At 44.3% G+C, this 20,805-nt stretch carries 20 protein-coding genes and 1 tRNA gene; 12 read left to right on the forward strand and 9 right to left on the reverse strand.

The window, feature by feature from the left end; translation table 11 throughout:
* Nucleotides 1-40 precede the first annotated feature (40 nt).
* Both BCF55_RS04255 and dtd read right to left on the reverse strand, forming a co-directional pair.
* Nucleotides 41-469, reverse strand: a complete 429-nt coding sequence (locus BCF55_RS04255) for a hypothetical protein (RefSeq protein WP_121010469.1) — start codon at nucleotides 467-469, stop codon at nucleotides 41-43.
* Nucleotides 470-495: 26 nt separating this feature from the next.
* On the reverse strand, nucleotides 496-942 hold the full coding sequence (dtd, locus tag BCF55_RS04260) for a D-aminoacyl-tRNA deacylase (protein WP_121010472.1): 447 nt from the start codon (nucleotides 940-942) through the stop codon (nucleotides 496-498).
* 47 nt (nucleotides 943-989) lie between these two features.
* On the opposite strand from dtd, the gene BCF55_RS04265 reads away from it, so the two are divergent.
* Entirely contained in the window at nucleotides 990-1,268 is a 279-nt protein-coding gene (locus BCF55_RS04265) for a hypothetical protein (protein ID WP_121010475.1), read from the forward strand.
* Nucleotides 1,269-1,270: 2 nt separating this feature from the next.
* On the opposite strand, the gene BCF55_RS04270 is transcribed toward BCF55_RS04265, so the two are convergent.
* Entirely contained in the window at nucleotides 1,271-2,176 is a 906-nt protein-coding gene (locus BCF55_RS04270) for a WD40 repeat domain-containing protein (protein ID WP_121010478.1), read from the reverse strand.
* 41 nt (nucleotides 2,177-2,217) lie between these two features.
* On the opposite strand from BCF55_RS04270, the gene thrS reads away from it, so the two are divergent.
* On the forward strand, nucleotides 2,218-4,143 hold the full coding sequence (gene thrS / locus BCF55_RS04275) for a threonine--tRNA ligase (RefSeq protein WP_121013142.1): 1,926 nt from the start codon (nucleotides 2,218-2,220) through the stop codon (nucleotides 4,141-4,143).
* A complete protein-coding gene (locus tag BCF55_RS04280; RefSeq protein ID WP_121010481.1) occupies nucleotides 4,144-4,782 on the forward strand; it encodes a lysophospholipid acyltransferase family protein in 639 nt (212 codons plus the stop codon). It abuts the gene before it with no gap.
* Here the strand turns inward: BCF55_RS04280 and cimA are convergent.
* The 3 genes from cimA to BCF55_RS04295 are packed head-to-tail and all read right to left on the reverse strand — an operon-like array spanning nucleotide 4,754 to nucleotide 8,702.
* The gene (gene cimA / locus BCF55_RS04285) at nucleotides 4,754-6,334 is read right to left on the reverse strand and encodes a citramalate synthase (RefSeq protein ID WP_121010484.1); all 1,581 of its coding nucleotides are present in this window, start codon (nucleotides 6,332-6,334) and stop codon (nucleotides 4,754-4,756) included. The genes BCF55_RS04280 and cimA overlap by 29 nt on opposite strands.
* Before the next feature lie 16 nt (nucleotides 6,335-6,350).
* The gene (locus tag BCF55_RS04290) at nucleotides 6,351-7,781 is read right to left on the reverse strand and encodes a thioredoxin family protein (RefSeq protein WP_170144742.1); all 1,431 of its coding nucleotides are present in this window, start codon (nucleotides 7,779-7,781) and stop codon (nucleotides 6,351-6,353) included.
* A 33-nt stretch (nucleotides 7,782-7,814) separates the two neighbouring features.
* On the reverse strand, nucleotides 7,815-8,702 hold the full coding sequence (locus tag BCF55_RS04295; RefSeq protein ID WP_121010490.1) for an aspartate carbamoyltransferase catalytic subunit: 888 nt from the start codon (nucleotides 8,700-8,702) through the stop codon (nucleotides 7,815-7,817).
* Nucleotides 8,703-8,810: 108 nt separating this feature from the next.
* On the opposite strand from BCF55_RS04295, the gene BCF55_RS04300 reads away from it, so the two are divergent.
* The 6 genes from BCF55_RS04300 to BCF55_RS04325 all read left to right on the forward strand — a co-directional run bounded on the left by BCF55_RS04300 (nucleotide 8,811) and on the right by BCF55_RS04325 (nucleotide 14,284).
* Nucleotides 8,811-9,077: a hypothetical protein gene (locus BCF55_RS04300; protein ID WP_121010493.1), complete on the forward strand. Its 267-nt coding sequence runs from the start codon at nucleotides 8,811-8,813 to the stop codon at nucleotides 9,075-9,077.
* A 156-nt stretch (nucleotides 9,078-9,233) separates the two neighbouring features.
* On the forward strand, nucleotides 9,234-10,631 hold the full coding sequence (locus BCF55_RS04305; RefSeq protein ID WP_211322881.1) for a circularly permuted type 2 ATP-grasp protein: 1,398 nt from the start codon (nucleotides 9,234-9,236) through the stop codon (nucleotides 10,629-10,631).
* Nucleotides 10,632-10,634: 3 nt separating this feature from the next.
* Nucleotides 10,635-11,576 carry an alpha-E domain-containing protein gene (locus tag BCF55_RS04310; RefSeq protein ID WP_121010496.1) on the forward strand — a complete coding sequence of 314 codons (942 nt, stop codon included), beginning with the start codon at nucleotides 10,635-10,637 and terminating at the stop codon, nucleotides 11,574-11,576.
* Complete coding sequence (locus tag BCF55_RS04315; RefSeq protein ID WP_121010499.1) at nucleotides 11,576-12,424, forward strand: transglutaminase-like domain-containing protein; 849 nt, start codon at nucleotides 11,576-11,578, stop codon at nucleotides 12,422-12,424. The genes BCF55_RS04310 and BCF55_RS04315 overlap by 1 nt, the downstream gene beginning before the upstream one ends.
* Complete coding sequence (locus BCF55_RS04320; protein WP_121010502.1) at nucleotides 12,421-13,359, forward strand: M14 family metallopeptidase; 939 nt, start codon at nucleotides 12,421-12,423, stop codon at nucleotides 13,357-13,359. The genes BCF55_RS04315 and BCF55_RS04320 overlap by 4 nt, the downstream gene beginning before the upstream one ends.
* Nucleotides 13,352-14,284: a M14 family metallopeptidase gene (locus BCF55_RS04325; RefSeq protein WP_121010505.1), complete on the forward strand. Its 933-nt coding sequence runs from the start codon at nucleotides 13,352-13,354 to the stop codon at nucleotides 14,282-14,284. The genes BCF55_RS04320 and BCF55_RS04325 overlap by 8 nt, the downstream gene beginning before the upstream one ends.
* 12 nt (nucleotides 14,285-14,296) lie before the next feature.
* On the opposite strand, the gene BCF55_RS04330 is transcribed toward BCF55_RS04325, so the two are convergent.
* A tRNA-Met gene (locus tag BCF55_RS04330) sits at nucleotides 14,297-14,370 on the reverse strand.
* 48 nt (nucleotides 14,371-14,418) lie between these two features.
* Nucleotides 14,419-14,610: a hypothetical protein gene (locus tag BCF55_RS04335; protein ID WP_121010508.1), complete on the reverse strand. Its 192-nt coding sequence runs from the start codon at nucleotides 14,608-14,610 to the stop codon at nucleotides 14,419-14,421.
* A gap of 174 nt (nucleotides 14,611-14,784) precedes the next feature.
* On the opposite strand from BCF55_RS04335, the gene truD reads away from it, so the two are divergent.
* The 3 genes from truD to BCF55_RS04350 are packed head-to-tail and all read left to right on the forward strand — an operon-like array spanning nucleotide 14,785 to nucleotide 18,290.
* Complete coding sequence (truD, locus tag BCF55_RS04340; RefSeq protein WP_121010511.1) at nucleotides 14,785-15,921, forward strand: tRNA pseudouridine(13) synthase TruD; 1,137 nt, start codon at nucleotides 14,785-14,787, stop codon at nucleotides 15,919-15,921.
* 24 nt (nucleotides 15,922-15,945) lie between these two features.
* On the forward strand, nucleotides 15,946-17,178 hold the full coding sequence (gene mtaB / locus BCF55_RS04345; protein ID WP_121010514.1) for a tRNA (N(6)-L-threonylcarbamoyladenosine(37)-C(2))-methylthiotransferase MtaB: 1,233 nt from the start codon (nucleotides 15,946-15,948) through the stop codon (nucleotides 17,176-17,178).
* A 29-nt stretch (nucleotides 17,179-17,207) separates the two neighbouring features.
* Nucleotides 17,208-18,290 (forward strand): HlyD family secretion protein, encoded by a 1,083-nt coding sequence (locus BCF55_RS04350; protein ID WP_121010517.1) that lies wholly within the window; start codon nucleotides 17,208-17,210, stop codon nucleotides 18,288-18,290.
* On the opposite strand, the gene BCF55_RS04355 is transcribed toward BCF55_RS04350, so the two are convergent.
* Nucleotides 18,277-20,802, reverse strand: a complete 2,526-nt coding sequence (locus BCF55_RS04355) for a cation-translocating P-type ATPase (RefSeq protein ID WP_121010520.1) — start codon at nucleotides 20,800-20,802, stop codon at nucleotides 18,277-18,279. The genes BCF55_RS04350 and BCF55_RS04355 overlap by 14 nt on opposite strands.
* Nucleotides 20,803-20,805 lie beyond the last annotated feature (3 nt).

The following is a 20,805-nucleotide window of genomic DNA, read 5'->3' on the forward strand; positions in this document are numbered from 1 at the left end:
AAATCTGATGGTTTTATCACACATCCTGCCGGAAAGGCTATTAACAGACACCCCTCAACTCAAGCAAAAGTTCGTAGATAAGCTTTCCAGGGATATTCAGAGCCTGCTCTATATGCTGGTCAGAAAGTTCCTCAAGGGTTCTAAAGTAGTGATAGAGCTCAAAGAGCTCGTATATACAGCAGTAAAGCTCCCTCTCTAAGTCTTCAAGGTCTTGTTTTACTTCTTCCTTCTGTTTACCAGGGCTCAGGTTTTCGTAAGTTTCTCTGTAGGCTTTAATCTCTTCAACAAGCTCCTTTATGTAACTCTTCATCTTCTTGTGATAGTCCTCTATCTTCTCTGGCAAGATGTCCGTTATCCTTTTCTCCTCTCTCTCGGCAAGTTTCTTGTAGAGTTCTTTCAGCTCCGCATGTTCTTTGATTTTCTCTATACAGGGTCCGACACACTCAAGTATCGTTCTCTTCTCCTCCATAGCTTCCCTCCAAAGATTAAGATAATTCATATCTCTTCAGAATCCACAATTATGGTTACGGGACCCCAGTTCCTTATAAACACATCCATCATAGCTCCAAAGATGCCTGTTTCAACCCTCACACCCTCTCTTCTCAGCCTCTCAACAAACCTGTTGTAAAGCTCCTCCGCCCTGGCAGGCTCCTCCGCAAGCTCAAAACTTGGTCTCCTCCCCTTCTTTACATTCGCATACAGCGTAAATTGAGACACCACAAGAGCCTCACCACCTATGTCAAGCAAGGAGTGCTGGAATTTACCGCTCTCGTCTTCAAATATGCGGAGGTTGACTATCTTACGAACGAGCTTTTCTATGTCTTCTTCGCTATCTCCTTTCTTTACACCGAGCAATATGTTTAAGCCCTTCCCTATCCTTCCAACAACTCTGTCGTTAACCTTGACGAAAGATTCTTCAACTCTTTGCACTACCGCTTTCATGGAAGAAGATTATAATTTTTATACAACCATAAGATGGGAGGGAAAGGATGGAAGACCAAGAGCTCAGGCTGGAAGAACTCTACGAACTTATAGAGGAGGTAGATTCAGTTAAGAATCCCACGTGGAGGGAAGTAGAGGACTTAAACTACAGACTGAGGAAATTCCTTGAAGCTCTGCTGATAAGGACTAAGTACGATTATGAACTTCTTGACCTTTACTACAGGGTAGGGGAGAACTATGAGGAGATAAAGGGAAACCCTTCAAGAGGCTTAAAAACTATAAGGGAAATACTCATATCAGTAGTAAGAAAGCTTGAAGGCGAATAGTTTCACTTTAGGTTCCAGATTATTATCTTCCCCCTATCGTCTCCCGATACAAGCTTTTTACCGTCCGGGGAGAAGCGTAGCCTGGTTACGGACCCCTTATGTCCCTTCAACGTTCCAACGAGTGCGAAGGTCTTAGCATCCCACAGCTTTATAACAGAATCAAACCCAGCGGTTGCTATGAGGTCCCCTTTAGGAGAGTAGTGAACAGTGTAAACAGCCCCTTCATGGGCTTTGATTTTAAACAAACCCTGCCTTTTCACCACGTCCCATACTATCAGGTAACCGTCGTTACCAACGGACACGAGCTTCTCTCCATCAGGGGAGAAGGAAAGGTCATAAACAAAATCTTCATGCCCCTCCAAAACCACGGAGGAGCCGTCAGGGTACCACAATCTTACCGTCGTATCCTTGCTGGCTGAAGCGAACAGGTCCTGGGTGGGGGAAAAATCTATGGAGAATATCCAACCACTATGCCCCTCTACTTTCTTTATAAGTTCCCAGTTTACGGCATCCCATAATCTTATCTCCCACAGGTCATCACCCGAGGCAAGTCTTTTGCCGTACCTTGAGAAAGAGAGAGCCCTCACGTACTCTTCGTGACCTTTCAGAGTTTTCACAAGTTCCCCGTTAGGAAGTCTCCATATCTTTACAGTTCTGTCGTCTCCAGCGGAGGCTATAAAACCCCTTTTGTTTATTGCCACTGATAACACCTGCCCTTTGTGACTTTTTATCTCAAGTACCTTCTTGCCGGACAGGTCCCATACGCGAATGTATCCGTCATCACCGCAACTGACAAAGAACTTCCCGGCAAGGTCAAGGTCTCTGACCGCCCCCCGATGGGCATTTATCACCGTTTGAGCGAATGAGAATAAGACAACAACCAGGAGTATAAAAACGCTTATACCCATACCTACCCCCTTTATATTGAAGATAGTAAAATATGAAAACTATGAAGGTGCAAGAAAAGGTAAAAGTTTCCATAGAAGGAAAAGAGTATGAAGTAGAGAAAGGAACTCCCCTCGGGGAAGTGTTTAGCCTCGCTGGAATAAAGGATGCCCTTGGAGGAAAATTAGGGGGGCGCATAATGGACCTCCAGACACCTATAAAGGATGGTGGAGAGATTACCCCAATATATAAGGATGACCCGGAGAGTCTTGAGATAATGAGGCATTCCCTTGCCCATATTATGGCTCAGGCTCTCAAAGAGCTTTATGGTGTTGATAGGGTGCATCTGGGTGTTGGTCCAACTACTGAGGAAGGTTTTTATTACGACGTTGAGGTTGAAGGGCATAGGATAACCGAAGAAGACCTTCCCAAGATAGAAGAAAAGATGAAAGAGATAATAAGCAGGGACTATCCTATCCTCAGAAAGGAGCTCCAGAGGGAAGAGGCGATAAAACTCTTTGAGCAGCTAAAGGAAAAGTACAAGATAGATATAATCCAGAGGATACCTCCTGACGATGTTATATCAGTTTACGAGCAGGGAGATTTCATAGACCTATGCAGGGGTCCTCACCTGCCCTCAACAGGTAAAGCCGGAGCCTTTAAGCTTACCTCCATTTCAGGAGCTTATTGGCTCGGCAAGGCTGACCAGCCTCAACTTACGAGAATTTACGGTATGGCTTTCTGGTCCGACAAGGAGTTAAAACAGAGGCTTATGTTTTATGAAGAAGCTAAGAAGAGAGACCACAGGAGGCTTGGCAAAGAGCTTGAGTTTTTCATGATAGATGAGAACGTGGGGGCTGGTTTAGTCCTGTGGCTTCCGCGAGGAGCCGTTTACAGGAGAGTTCTTGAAGACTACTGGAAGGAAGAACACCTGAAGAGGGGCTACCAGTTTGTTTACACACCACACGTCGGTAAATCCAAGCTCTGGGAGATAAGTGGACATCTTGAGTGTTACAGACCAAACATGTTCCCCCCTATGGAGATGGAAGGAGAAGAGTACTACGTAAAGCCTATGAACTGTCCCTTCCATATAGCCATATATAAGAGCAGGGTAAGAAGCTACAGAGAGCTTCCTATTAAGCTTGCAGAGCTGGGAACAGTTTACAGATATGAAATGTCCGGAGTACTTCATGGGCTTCTTAGGGTGAGAGGTTTTACCCAGGATGATGCTCATATCATCTGCACTCCGGAGCAGGTTGATGATGTGATTAGGGACACCCTTGACTTAGCCTTAACGGTTCTAAGAGATTTTGGTTTTGATGACTTTAAGATATACGTATCTACAAGACCGGAAGATGCAATAGGTTCAGACCAGCAGTGGGAGGTTTCCGAGAACGCCCTGAAGAAGGCTGTTGAGGACCTGGGTTACAGCTATGAGATAGATGAAGGTGGTGGAGCCTTCTACGGACCTAAAATTGACGTGAAGATAAGAGATGCTATAGGAAGGCTCTGGCAGTGCTCAACCATCCAGTTTGACTTTAACCTTCCGGAGCGTTTTGACATGACCTATGTAGGTGCGGACAATCAGAAACACAGACCCTACATGATACACAGAGCCTTGCTGGGTTCAATAGAGAGGTTCACCGGGATACTTCTTGAGCATTATGCAGGTTTATTGCCAGTATGGTTATCTCCAACCCAGGTCAGGATAGTTCCTATAGCCGACAGACACTTGGACTACGGAAATAAGGTTCTTTCAGCCCTTGAGGAGGCAGGTTTCAGAGCCGACATAGACGACAGGGACGAACGGATGAACGCCAAGATAAGGGAAGCAGAACTGATGAAGATACCGTACATACTCGTTATAGGGGACAGGGAAGCTGAGGCTGGAACCGTCTCGGTGAGAAGCAAGAAAGAAGGAAACTTAGGCTCAATGACGATAGAGGAGTTCTTGAAGTTTCTAAAAGAAAAGGTAGAGAGGAAAGAGTAGTTGAGTGGTTGCCCAACTACCTGGGTAGGTGATTACCTGTTAAAGCCTTTGTGTCCCGTAGCCAAGTTCGTTTTTGTAAACCTCTTTAAGGTCAGCGTTTACGGACGTGAGAACATACCTCCAAAGGGTCCTTATATAGTGGCTTCAAATCACAGGAGCCATTTAGACCCTCCGGTTCTAAATTCCGTGTTTCCAGAACCGCTCCTATTTCTGGCAAAAGAAGAACTCTTTAAGCCGCCTTTTGGCTGGCTCATAAGACACATGAGAACTGTTCCAGTAAAAAGGGGTAGTGGCGATGTAGACACACTGGAGATGAGCCTGGAATTTCTCCGCAAAGGATGCAAGCTTGCCATATTTCCTGAAGGGACAAGGGCAAAACCTGGAGAGTTCTTAAGACCTAAACCGGGGGTGGGGCTCCTCGCCGTAAAGAGCGGTGTTCCGGTTATTCCAGTTTTAGTGGAAGGAACAGACAGGGTGTTCCCAAGAGGCAGTAAATTCCCAAAACCCGGACATCCGATAAAGGTACGCATTGGAAAGCCTAAAGTATACACTGGCTATGAGGATAATCTAAAGGGCTACAGAAGAGCCGCCCTGGATATAATGGAGGATATTAGGAAGCTTCTTCCTCATCCTTCATGAGTTTATAAACTATGGCGTCCCTTAAGGCTATCCAGGAAGCTTCTATAACGTTCTCAGAAACCCCAACCGTCCCCCACTTTCTCTTGCTATCGCCCGACTCTATGAGAACCCTAACCTTTGCAGAAGTTCCGGCAGACTCATTTATTATCCTAACTTTGTAGTCTATAAGCTGCATCTCTCTGAGATTTGGGTAGAATTCTTCAAGAGCTTTTCTCAACGCTCTGTCAAGGGCACTTACCGGACCGTTTCCCAAAGCAGCCGTATGTTCATCAACACCTTCAACGGCAAGCCTCACAGTCGCTTCTGAGGTTGGCAGGCTATCGTTCCTCCTTTTGGCGATAAGAACCCTGTAAGCATCAAAGTCAAAGTAGTCCTTCACAAGTCCAAAATGCCTCTTACATAAGAGTTCTAAGGAAGCTTCGGCAGCTTCAAAGTGATACCCTTCATTTTCAAGCTCCTTAACCCTTTCAACAAGCCTAAGCAGTTCCGGAGAGTTCTCATCTACGTTGATACCGAACTCCCTGAGTTTATATATAAGGTTGCTCTTACCCGCCAGGTCCGAGACCGTTATCTTCCTTCTATTTCCAACGAGGGAAGGGTCTATATGTTCGTAGGTTAGCGCTTTCTTCATCACAGCCGAAGCATGAACACCACCCTTGTGAGCGAAGGCACTTTCTCCAACGTAGGGCATGTTTCTTGGTAGGGGCATGTTGGACAGCTCAGCCACAAACCTGGCTATTTCCGTTAGTCTTTTGAGGTTTTCTTCAGGTATGACTTTAAAACCAAGTTTCAGCTGGAGGTTGGGGATTATAGAGCATAGATTTGCGTTGCCAGTCCTCTCCCCTATGCCGTTTATGGTTCCGTGGACCTGCCTTGCTCCTGCCAAGACAGCCATTATTGAGTTAGCAACAGCAGTCTCCGAATCGTTGTGAGCGTGGATGCCAACTTTTACCTGGGGAAACCTTTCCGTTACGTGCTTAGTTATATCATAGACCTCATGGGGTAGCTTGCCCCCGTTTGTGTCGCACAAAACGATCCAGTCAGCACCACCCCTAACGGCAGCTTCCAGAACTGCAAGGGCATACTCGGGGTTAGCTTTAAAACCGTCAAAAAAGTGCTCCGCATCAAATATAACCTCTTCAACATGTTTCTTCAAAAATTCAACGGACTCATAGACCATATCAAGGTTCTCATCAAGGGTGGTTTTAAGAGCTTCGGTAACATGCATATCCCAGCTCTTCCCGAATATGGTTACAACGGGCGTACCTGCCTTTATCAAAGCCTCTATCTGTTTGTCCTCCTTAACCGATTTACCGGGTTTTCTCGTTGAACCAAAAGTTACCGGTTTCGCATGGGAGAGATTCATACCTTTAATCTTTTGAAAGAATAGGTTATCCTTCGGATTGGCATAGGGCCATCCACCTTCAATGTAGTCTATACCGAACTCGTCAAGCTTTTGAGCTATCCTGAGCTTATCCTCAAGAGAGAAGTTTACACCCTCAGCCTGGGAGCCGTCTCTGAGCGTTGTGTCGTATATGTAAACCTTTTCCATAGTTGATAATAATAGACTATATCTCGTCCCTTTCAATCATATTTTCAAGGGCTTTCAGAAGAAAGACCATATCGTCAGGGTTGTGGTAGGAAAGGTTTACTTCAAGATCAGTGAGAACCTTTCTTGCCTCATCACCGCTTAACCTTGACAGGATATACGCCTTTATAGAGACGGAGACCCAGTCTTCATAGGAAGGTTTAAGCTCAAGGATTTTTCTTAAACTCACCCTGTATGTGGGGTTAAACTCGGACAGCTCAATAAGAGCGAGACCTAACCAGGCTATATCCCTTCCAAGATTAAGATTCACCCTCTTATTTTTCTTGACGCCGGTGTCGTAGTATCTGTAAAGACCCTCTTGAGTCAGGAGGTTCATCAAAAGGTAGTCTGTGCATCTGAACGCTGTATCTAAAAACTGTTTGCTTTCTAGCTTTCTGTAAAGCTCCAGTAGAGCAAGAATGGCTTTGGCGTTGTCTTCCACTATTATTGCAGTATCCACCGGTGGTGGTTTTCTCCTTTTCCTGTCCTGAGGGTCAAGGTTGTAGTATTCTGGGTCGGAGACCTGAGCGTTGAAGAAACAACCGCTCTCCCTGTGTAGGAGAAAAGTTATCAGATAGGAGTAAGTTCCCAGAGCTTTGCCTAGAAAGTCTCTATCCCTGGTGACACGGTACGCCTCCAAAAGGGCAGGTATCATCAGAGCGTTTACCATAAGGGATTTAGAAGTTTCAAAGTAAAACTCGTACACACGGGTCCTATCATAAAAATTAAAGAATCCCCCATCTACAGGGTCGTACAGGAACTCTATATCTTTTCTAAGAGAGAAAAGAACTTCATCGGTGAGAAGTGCTCTCTCAAGTAGGAAATCGTAGGTTAGTGGTGTACTCCACTTAAATACGCTCCCCCTCTTAGAGGGCGAGGAAAAACCACCGTAAAAACTATCGTATCTTCCTTTCAAATCGGTAAGGAAGTATTGCAACAGGAGCTGGTATGTTTCTTTACCCGGAAGCTGAATCTTGTAAGTTTCATTCTTATCAGTTGGACTTGCTTCACCTCTGCGAACAAGGTACAGGATTTCCTTCAGGTCCTCAGATTTTACAGAGCCGTGGAATTTCAGAAGAACCTTCTCTCTTTGGTCCAGCACAACTGTTAAAGGGGTTCCTCTGCCACCAAACTTTAAAAAAAGCTCCCTGTCCCTGTCGCTATCCAGGTTTAGGGGAACAAAGTTTTCGGATATATATGGAGCTATCTTTACAAGCTCCTTCTCGTATTCCCTACACCAGCTACACCACACCGCTGAGAAGTAGAGAAATACAGGCTTTCCTGCTATCTCAGCCTCTTTTAGAGCCGAGGGATAACTCGTATACCATCCTATATCGGGAGCTTTATCTCTTAATTCCCTTTCACAGCTATGTACAAGTAATACCAGTAGAAGGAGTAAAAGAAACCTCACAAGTTTAAATTTAATATGAGGAGGTCCCAAGGCTTATTTGTCTGTAAAGCACCAGCTTATAACTGCCATTCTGATAAACAGACCGTTTCTAACCTGCTCCTGTATCAGGGATTTTTCGGAGTAGAGCAGTGAGCTGTCTATATCTATATCCCTGTTGACAGGTCCAGGGTGCATGAAGAAACCCTTCAGTTTCTTGTGCCTTTCCTTTGTAAGGCCGAACTGCTCAAAATAACTCCTCTCGGAGGGAATCAGGTTTTCCTTCTGACGCTCTTTCTGAAGTCTAAGCCATATAACAACATCAGCCCACTCTATACCTTCGTCCACATTATCAAAAACCTCTTTAACACCAAACACGTGAATATCCCTTGGAATCATGGTCTTGGGTCCGGATACAGAAACCTCAGCACCGAAAAGCCCGAAAAGAGCTGCTCCAGACCTAAAGACTCTACTGTGGGTTATATCACCCACATACAGCACCTTTAAACCTTTAAGGCTTCCGTAAGCTTCTCGGAGTGTAAACAGGTCTGTAAGCCCCTGCGTAGGATGCTGATGGGTTGAGTCTCCCGCGTTTATGAGGGAAAGTTTAAGGGCATTCGCTGTATCCTCGTAGGGGAACAGTATGAAAGGGACCCTGAAGATCACACCCCTGAACCCAAGGGCTTCAAAGGTCTTAAGGGTGTCAAAGAAGCTTTCCCCCTTCGCAAGGGAGCTACTCTCCCCCAGGACTGTATAAGTTTCCAGACCAAGGGTTCTACACGCCTTCTCAAAGGATATGCGGGTTCTGGTTGAAGGTTCAAGGAACAGGAGAACGATATCCCCCTCAAGTCTCTCTTCCTTACCCTCTTTAAAAGAGGAAGCTTTCTTCAGTATCTTTTCAACTTCCTTTTTGCCGATATCCCTGACAGATATGAGGCTCTTCATGGCTTGGAAAACTATTTTAGGCCATAGATGGAATGTTTAATGGAAGAAATTCAGGTAACATAGCGGTAACACTCCTGCCGAATTTAAAGGTCAGAAGGAGGTTATTCAATGGTTGCCACTCAGGTAGGCTGGGCACCATGGCTCTTTGCACTCCTTGAAAGAATTGAAGGGCTACCCTTTGTTGAAAGCCTGGAAATTATGGAGCTGTCTTCGGAGGAAGTCAACACTGAATTTTCTCTGAGGATAAGAATATTGGAGGGAACGGACGTAAGCCTGGTCCTGCCAACTATAGTAGACTTGATAACTCAGGAAAGTTGGAAAGTTTATGAGAGAAATAATACGCTCCCAACCTTTTTCTGGGAAGTAGTAGGTTAAAAGATTATGATATAAATATTTGACAGGTTACCAAATAAGCTTTAAATTGATAACAAAGGAGTTTAAGTGTTAAAGACTAAGGGAACAATTAAGCAATCAAAACCACTGTTTAGGGGTTATTTTAAGCACCTAAGGCAATACAAGGCTTTTGATGAGGTGTTTAACAGAACAGGCAAGCCAAAAAAACATTACCAGAAGGTAGCCAACTTCTTCTCCAAAATGTCCAAAGATGAGTTCTTAGAACTCAACAATCACACGAAAATTTCCTTTATGTATCAGGGTGTAACTTTCACGGTTTACTCTGAAAAGGAAGGTATAGAGAGAATTTTTCCCTTTGACCTTTTCCCACGGATAATAACTCAAAGAGAATGGGAGAAAATAGAAAGGGGACTTGTTCAAAGGATAACTGCTCTAAACCTGTTCCTGCACGATATATACCATGATAAGAAGATACTTAAAGATAGGGTTATTCCCTACGACCTCGTTCTGGAGTCTCCCCATTACAACAAGGAAATGATAAATCTTGAACCTCCAGGTGGTGTGTACACACACGTATCCGGTATTGACATAATCCGCCACAAAGACGGAGAGTTTTACGTGCTGGAAGATAATCTACGCTCTCCATCGGGGGTGAGTTATGTCCTGTCAAACCGGTCAACGATGAAAAAAGTCCTGCCCAACATATTTTTCCATTATGAGGTGTCTTCTGTGAGCGATTATCCTCAGCAACTTCTTGCGATGCTGAAATCAGTCGCACCTGAAGGAGTTGATGAGCCAACCTGCGTTGTTCTGACTCCGGGTATATATAACTCAGCCTACTATGAGCACACGTTCTTAGCTCACAATATGGGTGTAGAGCTTGTTGAGGGTAGAGACATGTTCGTTGATAACAACTTCGTGTATATGAAAACCATCTACGGACCCCAAAAAGTTGATGTGATATACAGAAGGGTTGATGACAGTTTCTTAGACCCTTTGGTCTTTAAACCTGAATCCCTCCTCGGAGTTCCGGGAATAATGGCCGCTTACAGGGCTGGAAATGTGACTATAGTTAACGCTCCAGGAACTGGAGTTGCTGACGATAAAGCCATATACGCCTATGTGCCTCAAATGATAAGGTACTACCTTAAAGAGGAGCCGGTGCTTAATAACGTTCCGACGTATATCTGTGACATAGAGGAGGATTTCAATTATGTAATGGACAATATGGAGAAGTTAGTTATCAAGCCTGTTGATGAATCAGGAGGTTACGGGATACTTATAGGTGCTATGGCAACAAAAGAAGAGATTGAAACTTACAAAAACAAGATAAGAAGAAACAGAAGAAAGTATATAGCCCAGCCGATAATGACGCTTTCCACCCACCCTACGTTTATTGAAGAATCTGGGAAATTTGAACCAAGACACATAGATTTAAGGACTTTCCTCCTTTATGGAAAGGATTTTAAATATCCTCTTAAGGGTGGTTTAACTAGAGTTGCCCTAAAGAAAGGCAGTCTTATAGTTAACTCATCACAGGGTGGGGGCTCTAAAGATACGTGGGTTATGGAATAAAGCATGCTCTCAAGGATAGCGAACAACCTCTTTTGGCTCGGTAGATATCTGGAAAGGGTTGAAGACACGACGAGATTTGTAGAGGTTCAATACTACTCGGCTTTAGATGCACCCTTTATACAGAAAAAGGAGCTAACTTTAAACTCAATACTCTCCATTCTTGGTAACTCAGACTACTACTTCCAGAAATACGAGACTTTATCTGAGGATGATGTCCTGTACACGGCGATATTTGATAGGGATAACCCCACTTCAGTTTTTTATTCCCTGAGCATGGCGAGAGAGAACGCCAGGACAACAAGAGATATATTGGCTGAGCATCTATGGGAGTCCATAAACCGTTTCTATCACTATTTAAAAAACTACAGATTTAACAGGTTTCAGAAAAATCCCTTTGACCTGCTTGATACCGTGATAGACAACTGCTTCATTATCAACGGGATAATAGACAGGATCATAATGAAGGATATCGGATGGGCTTTTATAAAGCTTGGAATAGACATAGAGAAAGCTGCCCAGCTGTCAAGAATAATCTTGGCAAAGATACAGGACATTGAAAACATGAAAAATCCTACAGAGATAGCGGAACGTTTCCAGTGGAACAAGCTTCTTGAAAGCACCGCTGCTGAAGATATAAAGAGCACACTTGACCCAAAAGCTACGGACAAGGAAAAAGTTCTTGAAATCCTGATTTTGAATCCCAAATCTCCACGCTCAATTTCCTATAATCTTCAGAGCATTTACAATCTACTCGTTTTAGTTTCTTTGGATAAAGAGGAGAAGGCGGGAAGCGTGGAGTTTGAGGCAGGCAAACTCGCTTCAAGGTTCAGGTACACAACCGTTGAAGATATCATAAACGTGGGAGAAAAGGAGTTTTGCTTAAGAACTCTGAACGATATCTACAGTTTAGCAACCCTGATAGAGAAGAGGTATTTTGTATACTGATGAGGTACAAAGTTATATATAACACCGACAACCATTACACGGATGTGGTAAGGGAGGCTATATACGACCTTTTGGTTTTGCCAACAACCGATGAATCTCAAACGCTTCTGTTCTACAACACAGAGAATTCTATCAAAGAGAAACCTACCCTATATAAGAACACCTTTGGGTTTGACGTTTTCAGGATAAGAACCGCCAAGCCCTTTGAGACTTTTTCTTTCAGAATGGAAGCTGAGGTCGCAGTGAAGGAGGTAAACCCCTTTGACTTTATCTCGCTTCCGCCTGAAGAGGAAAGAGCCATTTTAAACTCTGAAGCCTTCAAGATTGATAACTTCCTGTTTTTGAAAAGAACCAGATACACTCACCTGTCGGATTCTAATAAGAAGAAGATACCAAACCTTGATAAATCAAAATCGGTCTTTAACTTCTTGTTAGAACTGAACAGGTATATAAACGAGAGAATAGATTACTGCACCCTATCAACGGACGTTTACACTACTGCCGACCAAGTCTTTGAGCTTGGGAAAGGAGTTTGTCAGGACTACGCTCACGCTTTTATTTCTGTGGCAAGAGAGAACCAGATACCCTCCAGATACGTATCTGGGTATTTAAACCCCGGCGAGGGTCTAATTGGAAGCCTGTTCATGCACGCTTGGGTTGAAGCCCTGATACCGGGAGTGGGCTGGAAGGGTTTTGACCCTACAAACAACCTTCTCGTTGATGAAAACTACGTAAAGGTAGCTCACGGCGTTGATTATAATGATTGTGCACCTATTAAAGGGGTCGTAAAAACAAATGGAAAGGTGGAAACCCAGTATTTAGTGCAGGTTTCCCAGGAGCAGCAATGATAGAAGAGGTATTTTCCCTTGATTTAAGGGTTTCTGAGAAATTCTACATAAGAAGGAACAGGTATACTCCCGGAAATCCGGGAAGTGGAAAGAGGATATCAATAGTATCGGGCATACACGGGGATGAGCTTGAAGGTCAAATGGTGTGTTATCTGCTGAACAGGTTTTTAAGAGAGAATGAAGATAAGATTCTCGGAACTATAGATATCTATCCCTCTATCAATTCCGTCGGAATAGATTCCATATTGAGGAACGTTCCTCCTACAGATATTGACCTAAATAGAGTTTTCCCAGGTTCACCAGAAGGAACCTTACCGGAGAGAATCGCCTTTGCTCTTGTTGAAGCTGTGAAGGGTTCGGACATAGCGATAGACATCCATTCAAGCAACATCTTTCTCTTTGAAATACCCCAAGTTAGGATAAGTGAGGAGAATGCTGAAACCCTCGTTCCCTTGGCTGAGAAGCTGAACGTGGATTTTATATGGGTTCATGGTGCTGTTACGGTTTTAAAATCCACCTTTGCCCATACAATGAATGAGCTCGGCACTAAAACCCTCGTCGTGGAGATGGGTGTAGGTATGAGGCTAACTCAAGAGTACTGTTATCAGCTTTTTAGGGGGATTGTAAACTTGCTCACCCAAGAGGGGTTTTTAAACTATGAGGTTAACTATGATGTGAGGAAACCAACGATCTCAACGAACGGAGAAGTCCACTTCATAAACGCGGAAGCTCCAGGGATATTTATACAGAATTCAGAGCACGGCAGCTGGGTTAATGAAGGAGAGAATATAGGAAGAGTCGTATCCTCTCTAACGGGAGAGGTTCTCCAGGATGTTGTTTCCCCAGCTAAAGGTTTTCTATTTACCCTGAGGGAGTACCCAGTGGTATATCCCGGCTCCCTCCTTGCCAGGATTTACGAGGAAAAAAATGGGTAAAGAGCTTCTCTTCAGTTTTCCGTCCCCGAGCAGGGATGAGCTAAAGGTTTATGGCTACAGATTCAAAGGAGCAGAAGGGAAAGCTTCTGTTGCCATAGTAAGTGGTTTAAGAGGAGATGAACTCCTCCAGCTTTACGTGGCATCAAAGCTCGTAAGATTCTTGAAGGAAAAGCTTGAACATAACAAGTCTTTCGTAAGGGGAGAAGTGCTTATAATCCCAGCAGTCAACACTTACAGCTTCAATATTGAAAAGAGATACTGGCCCCTGGACAATACGGACATAAGCAGGATGTTTCCAGGATACGATAGAGGAGAAACTACCCAGAGGATAGCGGCAATGTTGTTTGAAAAGGTCAAAGGTTTTGATTACGGAATAAAACTTACATCAGGAATAAGGTCCAATGAATACATTCCCCATGTGAAGGTTTTTGACATGGAAAACAGCGATATAGATAAGTCAAGAGATTTTGGGTTGAGATACATACACAAGATACAGCCTAAACCCTATGACACCGTCACCCTTGCTTACAACTGGCAAATCTGGAACACAAAAGCCTACTCAATATACGGTGGAAAGGCAAACGACATAAACTTTGCTTACGCTGAGGAGATTAAAAACGCCCTGGTCAGGTTCTTATCTAAGAATGAAGTAATCTCACACAGGATTCACGAGCTTTACTTTCCTGAAGTTATAGAAGATGAAAGCCTTGTGAGTGTGAAGACACCCTATGCGGGTATATTCCATCCTTACAAGGAGTTAGGAGACTATGTGGTGAAAGGGGAAACCCTCTTCCGTGTTGAAGACCCCTTGTCAGGAGAGACAAGAGTCAAGATAAAGTCTCCCGTTGACGGGATTGTATTTCAAAAACATAACCACCCAATGATATATCAGAACACGGTTGCCTTTAGACTTGAAGTCAAGTGATGGTTATAAAATTTGCGGGGGAGGGATTTGAACCCTCGACCTCCGGGTTATGAGCCCGGCGAGCTACCAGGCTGCTCCACCCCGCGTTTATGCAAGTTATTATTATACTTCCTGGAGAAAAAGTCTTCAAGTGTTCAGGTTTGGACTGTCGGCTGAGGGTTTTCTCCGCCAGAGCTTTCATCAATTATAACCACATTGGCTTTTTTTATGAAATCTGAGTTCAGGTCTCTTACATCACTTACTACCGCAAGCACCTTTTTCTTCCCCAACACTCTTCTCTCAACACGTTCCCTATCCCTCTTACTTTTAACCCTTAATACTTTCATGCTTTAACCTCCTGCATACACCTTAATACCTATTCGTTAAGTTTCTGTTAATTTCTAACGGCAGCATTCCCCTTTGCTTTTATCTCTCGCTCCTTTCCAGAGTAAGACTAGCCCTCCAACTATCAATACTACTGCTAAAGCTAAATCCTTGATTTCCATGTATCTTTAAAAGTTATGGTGATTATAAAGGAGCGTCCAGAGGACTTTTACGTAAGAGAAATAAAGCATCTGGAGTTTGAACCAGATGGACGGTATGCGTACTTCCTGCTACGAAAGAAGGGACTGAACACCCTTGAAGCTATAAGGGAGATTTCCAAGCTCCTCGGTGTTTCCGAAGAAAGAGTAGGTTTTGGAGGGTTAAAGGATAAACACGCCCTTTCGGAGCAGTTTATATCCGTTGAAAGACCAAAGTACATAAGAGAGATAAAAACGGAAAACCTTACTCTCAAGTTCTTGGGGTATGGAAGGAGACCTGTAAGCCTGGGTGAAATAGAAGGTAACTATTTTGAGATTGTTGTCAGGAGAGTTAGACCCAAGGATATAGGACTTTTAAAGGAGAGGATACCCTTCGTCAAGAAGTTCGGTTTTGAAAACTACTTTGGAGAGCAGAGGTTTGGCTCTGTAAAGCACGCAGGGGAGTTCATACTTAAACACCTTTTAAAAAACAACTATGAGGCTGCCGCTAAAGAGTATCTTACCTCTCTTGGTGATAAGAGGAGGAAAAAAGCTCTCCTGAAAGCATGGGGCAACTGGAAAGAATTCCTACGGCTCATGCCCCAGACTTCAATACCAGAGGTAAAACTTGTGGAATCCCTGTTAAAGGGGAAGTCTTTTGAGGAAGCTCTTGCAGAGTTGCCAAGGAACATAAAGCTTATGTTTGTATTTGCTTACCAGAGTTATCTGTGGAACAGGTATTTAAACACCTTTGTTGCAAGGTATTTCAAGCATTGCCCTGTACCCTTTTTGAAGTGGAAAATCTCCTTTATAAAGGAGATTAATGAAGACGTTTTTAAAGAGATAAAAGAGCTTGAGATACCCTTCATCGGAATAGAGTTCAAACCTAAGAGCAAAAAGATAGAGCTCATAATTGAAAGCATACTTAAGGAAGAGGGAATAGACAGAGAAGCCATTGAAGCTGAAAGGATAGGAATCAAGCTATTCAACGACGGTATCAGGAAAGCCTTTGTTTTCCCAGAGGGATTAAAACTTATGGAAGAAGGGAAGAACCATGTGAAACTCTCCTTTACACTCCCGCCGGGAAGTTACGCTACCATTCTGCTGAGAAAACTCCTTTGCACACCCATAAATTAAGCACTTATATTATTTAACCTGGCTATGAGAGTTTCCTTTTATACCCTTGGGTGCAGAATGAATCAGTTTGATACCGACCTGATGCGTTCAAAATTCATAGAGTCTGGCTATGAGGTGGTTAGTTTTGAAGAGCTTGCAGACATTTACATCGTAAACACCTGCACTGTGACGACCGGAGGTGACCGCTCCTCCAGACAAGCTCTCTATCAAGCTAAGAGGAGAAATCCCAAGGCTGTTGTGGTAGCTACCGGATGCTATGCTCAGGTAAAACCCCAGGAACTTACCTCTCTCAATGAGGTTGACCTCGTGGTAGGCAATACCCATAAGAGCGAAATACTCAAGCTCGTGGAGGAGTTCCTGGAAAAGAAGAACAAGAAAGCTGTTGTTGGAGAGATATTCCGACAGAATGAGCTGAAAAATTTTGATACGGTTCTTTACTTTGAAGAGTCAAGACCTTTTCTCAAGGTTCAGGAAGGGTGCAACAAATTCTGTACTTTTTGTGTTATACCCTTTGCAAGAGGAAAGGTGAGGAGTGCCCCTAAAGAGAAAGTAATTGAGCAGGTGAAGCTTTTGGCGGATAGAGGTTTTGAGGAGGTCGTTTTATCGGGAACCCAACTGTCCCAGTACGGATGGGACATAGACTCCTCCCTTCATGAGTTGCTTCTTGACCTGCTTAAAGTTGAGGGAATAAAGCTTATAAGGCTTTCATCAATGCACATAAAGGAGCTTTCTAAAGAACTTATAGAGTTAATAGCAACCGAGGATAGGATAGCTCCCCACTTTCACCTCTCTCTTCAGAGTGGCTCTGATAGAATTCTTGCCCTTATGGAGAGGGGATACACAAGGGAAGACTACCTCCGAGTGGTAAATCTCATACTTGAGAGTAGGTCTGAGAGTGCTATCGGTACAGACATCATAGTCGGGTTTCCCACAGAGAGTGATAAAGATTTTGAAGATACCTACAGATTTGTGGAAGAGCTACCTTTTGCTTACCTGCACGTATTCCCCTATTCTGATAGACCTTTTACAAAGGCGAGTAAGCTTAAAGGAAAAGTGCAGGAGAGGGTAAAGAAGGAGAGGGTAAGAGCCTTAAATAAACTGGATAGCGAGAAAAGGACAGAATTTTACAGGAAAAATTTGGGGCGGAAGTTGAGAGCAACGGTTCTAGGGAACGGAAAGTTGCTGACCGAGAATTATATAAGCGTAGAGAGAAGTACGTATGCACCCCCAGGAAGGGTTGTGGAGGTCACCTTGTAACTCTTGCGAACGTTTAAAATATAAATCCCATGAAGTTTTTGAAACCGTCTCTGCTTTTCCTGTTTTCCATTACAACCCTTTCCTATGCCCTTGAAGAGTGTGTTGTACAGACGAAGGAAGTAGTTAAAGCGGTTTACGGTTCTGGTTATGTAAGGAGCAGGGAGTACGTTTTAGTCCGGTCTGCCGTATCTGGATACATAAAGGACATCTTTGTTGACAGCGGAGATATGGTCAAAAGGGGGCAGCTACTTGCTATTATAGACAGCGTAGGTCTTAAGAACAGAATAGAGGCTCTTGAAGAGAGGATTAAGACCTTAAGGGAGCGACTTGAGCCTGACTCGCCTTTTATGAAGAACCTCAGACAGAATGTGGATTTGAGGGAGGAAAACCTTGAGAAAGCCGAAAAGAAATACAGGCGCAGACTGGAACTCTTTGATAAAGGTGTTATACCTAAGGAAACCCTTGAGGAAGCTGAAAGGCTTTACAGGTCAGCTCGGATAGAGCTCAATATGGCACAGCTAAAGCTCAAAGATACAGTTAAAGAAATGAAGTCTGAACTTGCCTCTCTTGAGAAAGAGAAGACTTCCCTTGAGAGGGAGCTTGAAAATTACAAAATAAAGAGCCCCATAGAGGGTGTGGTTCTTAAGAGGTTCGCTGAAAAGGGAGATTATGTCAACGCCATAAGCAGAGAAAACGCCCTTGTATCCATAGGTTCTCTGGAAAAGAAGGTCGTGCTGAACATTGATGAGGAACTAACACCTCTTGTGAAGGAAGGGCAACAGGTTTACATAACAACAGACGCATTGCCAGATAAAATCCTTGAAGGTAAAGTCCTAAAATTAGACCTTGAAAGCGACCCTACGAGGAGAGTTGTTGATGTAGAAGTGGAGGTTGAGCTACCCAGGGGCGTGCCCGTAAATTCAGTTGTAGAGGGTAACATACTGATCAGTAAGTTAAAGACCACCGTTGTTCCTTTAGAATTTGTCAAAGACGGCTTCGTTACTCTCCTGGTAAACGGTGAGAAGAGAAAGGTTAAGATAAACAGGGTATTTAAAGACTATGCAGAAGTTCTCGGCTACCCTCCCGGAACGCCCTGTCTCAGCGAGAGGTAAGCTTTTTCTCAAAGAGAAGCCAAAGAAACTTCCTCATTTCTATGAAGAGGAAGAGACCAAAAGAGGTGAGCAGGACGTAAAGCCAATCTCTAAAGTTCAAAGGAACAGCGTGGAGAAATTCAGGAAATAGGTAGAGGGCGGAGAGCTGGAGAAGAAGACCTATAAGAAGTCCTGCATAGACGTAAGGGTTAAGGGTAAAGTTTCTCCAGGGTCTGTAAAAGAAGGGCAGGTCCCTTATAGTCTGAACTCCGTTGAACCACTGGTTCACAACCATTGAAGTGAAGGTAACGCTCAGTGCATGCTCGTAATCGCACATCTCCAAAAGATAGCGAAACAGGAGTATGTTAGCAAATCCCACAAAGAGGGCCGTTGAAAGTGTATCAATAAGCTGTCTCCTATCAAAGAAGACCTTCTCCGGTTTTCTGGGTTTCTCTCTCATAAGGTCCCTTTCCTCTCCATTAAAAGGGAAAGCTTTATCCTGAACTCCATCGGTAACTAAGTTTATCCAGAGGATTTGGGTTGGATATAGGGGAAAGGGCAGCTTCATGAGGAAGGCTAAGGAGAGGAGAATAACCTCATCAAAACTACTGGACAGCAGGTAATAGATAGCCCTCCTTATGTTCCTCGCAATCACTCTTCCCCACCTGACTGCGTCCACTATGACCGAGAGGTTGTTGTCCGCTATGACCATTTTAGCCACGTCCCTTGCCGCCTGAGCTCCGGAGCCCATGGCTATGCCTATGTCCGCCACCTTGAGGGCTGGAACATCGTTTATTCCGTCTCCGGTAACGGCTACCACCTCACCCCTGCTCTGAAGAACCCTGACTATCCTGTACTTGTCTTCGGGTAGTGCCCTCGCAACGACCGTTATCCTTTTAAGGGCATTGTAGAGCTCCTCATCGGTGTAACTCTCTATCTGCCTTCCTTCCACAGCCCAGCTTCCTTCCCCGTATATTCCCACCTCTCTACCCACAGCTTTAGCTGTTTTGAGGTTGTCCCCGGTGAGCATTATCACCCTTATCCCTGCTTTCTTAGCTATCTCTACCGCTTCCCTTACACCCTCCTTGGGAGGGTCCAAAAAACCCACAAGCCCGACAATTCTTATCTTTACTTCTTCCGGAGAGCTCGGTATCTCTTCTACCTGTGCATACCCGAAAGCGAGAACCCTAAGCCCCTCCTCAGCCATTCTATCGTGCTCTTCAAGGATATCTTTCGGGACGTCTTCTGATAGGGAGCCAAGGCTTTCAAGGGCTCCTTTAATAAGGAGCAGTTTCCCTCCATCGCAGCGATGAACTGTGGTCATGTAGCGCTTCCTGGTGTCAAAAGGAAACTCCCTTAATCTGGGACAGGCTTCCCTCACACGGAGGACATCAAAATCCATACCCTTAAGCCATTTCACAAGGGCGACCTCAACCGGGTCTCCGGAAGACCCATCTGAGTTGTTGCACAGAGCAGCCACAAGTCTGAGCATTTCGGCATCCACTTCATAGACCTTCATGACCTTCAGCTTCCCCTCCGTTATAGTTCCTGTTTTATCGGTAGTTATGTAAGTGGTGCTACCAAGGGTCTCTGCCGCTGGAAGGTACCTTATGTAAGTCTTCCTCCTGCTCAACCTCACAGCGCCAACCACCAAGACAAGGGTTATTACTATTGGAAGACCTTCTGGAACTGCGGAGACAAGTTCGGCTATAACAAGGAGAGCCACCTCATAGATACCTCTTCCCTGAAGGACACCGACAGCAAGAAGTAGGAGCAAGAGAAAGAGGAGGAGGAGCATCCACCTCCTTGAGAAAGCCTTTAGCGCTCTTGTGAGTGGTGTATCCGGAGACTTTTCCTCTGCCCTTAAACTTATCTTCCCAAGCTCAGTCCTGGCTCCGGTTGCATAAACAACCCCCTCACAGTGCCCCTTCACGACTATGGTCCCCTTGAAGAGTAAGTTTTTCCTCTCATAAATAGGGGCGTCCTCAGAAAGTAGCACATCCGAATCTTTCTCAACGGGAATGGATTCTCCTGTCAAAACCGACTCATCCACCAGAAGTCCTTCAGCCTTTAAGAGCCTTATGTCTGCAGGGACAACGTCCCCTTCACTCAAGGAAACTACATCACCGGGGACGAGGAAACTTGAAGGGACAAGCTTCACCACACCCTCCCTCTTTACCCTCACCTTGCTCTCGGTCATTCTTTTAAGAGACTCAAGAGAACTGATGGCACGATGCTCTTGAATAAAACCTAAGAGAGAGTTTACTAAGATTATGCCAACTATAAGGATAAAGTCAAAGGTCTCCCCTATGGCTATAGAGACTAAGGATGCTGCGATCAGTATATAGACCAGTGGGCTTTTAAACTGGCGGAAGAATATTTCAAGGGAGCTCTCCCTCTTTTGCTCAACCTCATTCCTTCCATAAATCCTGAGTCTTCTCTGGGCTTCCTCCTCGGAAAGCCCATTTATGCTTGTACCAAGCCTTTCAATCAAATCTTCGGGCGTGAGTGTGTGAGCTTTATAGTTATCCATTTA

This window comes from Hydrogenivirga caldilitoris, from assembly GCF_003664005.1.
Taxonomy (GTDB): Bacteria; Aquificota; Aquificia; order Aquificales; family Aquificaceae; genus Hydrogenivirga; species Hydrogenivirga caldilitoris.

Excerpts from the sequence above, each read along its gene's own strand:
- BCF55_RS04255 (WP_121010469.1), bottom strand. The coding sequence starts at position 469 with ATGGAGGAGAAGAGAACGATACTTGAGTGTGTCGGACCCTGTATAGAG.
- dtd (WP_121010472.1), bottom strand. The coding sequence starts at position 942 with ATGAAAGCGGTAGTGCAAAGAGTTGAAGAATCTTTCGTCAAGGTTAAC.
- BCF55_RS04265 (WP_121010475.1), top strand. The coding sequence starts at position 990 with ATGGAAGACCAAGAGCTCAGGCTGGAAGAACTCTACGAACTTATAGAG.
- BCF55_RS04270 (WP_121010478.1), bottom strand. The coding sequence starts at position 2,176 with ATGGGTATAAGCGTTTTTATACTCCTGGTTGTTGTCTTATTCTCATTC.
- thrS (WP_121013142.1), top strand. The coding sequence starts at position 2,218 with ATGAAGGTGCAAGAAAAGGTAAAAGTTTCCATAGAAGGAAAAGAGTAT.
- cimA (WP_121010484.1), bottom strand. The coding sequence starts at position 6,334 with ATGGAAAAGGTTTACATATACGACACAACGCTCAGAGACGGCTCCCAG.
- BCF55_RS04295 (WP_121010490.1), bottom strand. The coding sequence starts at position 8,702 with ATGAAGAGCCTCATATCTGTCAGGGATATCGGCAAAAAGGAAGTTGAA.
- BCF55_RS04300 (WP_121010493.1), top strand. The coding sequence starts at position 8,811 with ATGGTTGCCACTCAGGTAGGCTGGGCACCATGGCTCTTTGCACTCCTT.
- BCF55_RS04310 (WP_121010496.1), top strand. The coding sequence starts at position 10,635 with ATGCTCTCAAGGATAGCGAACAACCTCTTTTGGCTCGGTAGATATCTG.
- BCF55_RS04315 (WP_121010499.1), top strand. The coding sequence starts at position 11,576 with ATGAGGTACAAAGTTATATATAACACCGACAACCATTACACGGATGTG.
- BCF55_RS04320 (WP_121010502.1), top strand. The coding sequence starts at position 12,421 with ATGATAGAAGAGGTATTTTCCCTTGATTTAAGGGTTTCTGAGAAATTC.
- BCF55_RS04325 (WP_121010505.1), top strand. The coding sequence starts at position 13,352 with ATGGGTAAAGAGCTTCTCTTCAGTTTTCCGTCCCCGAGCAGGGATGAG.
- BCF55_RS04335 (WP_121010508.1), bottom strand. The coding sequence starts at position 14,610 with ATGAAAGTATTAAGGGTTAAAAGTAAGAGGGATAGGGAACGTGTTGAG.
- truD (WP_121010511.1), top strand. The coding sequence starts at position 14,785 with ATGGTGATTATAAAGGAGCGTCCAGAGGACTTTTACGTAAGAGAAATA.
- mtaB (WP_121010514.1), top strand. The coding sequence starts at position 15,946 with ATGAGAGTTTCCTTTTATACCCTTGGGTGCAGAATGAATCAGTTTGAT.
- BCF55_RS04350 (WP_121010517.1), top strand. The coding sequence starts at position 17,208 with ATGAAGTTTTTGAAACCGTCTCTGCTTTTCCTGTTTTCCATTACAACC.
- BCF55_RS04355 (WP_121010520.1), bottom strand. The coding sequence starts at position 20,802 with ATGGATAACTATAAAGCTCACACACTCACGCCCGAAGATTTGATTGAA.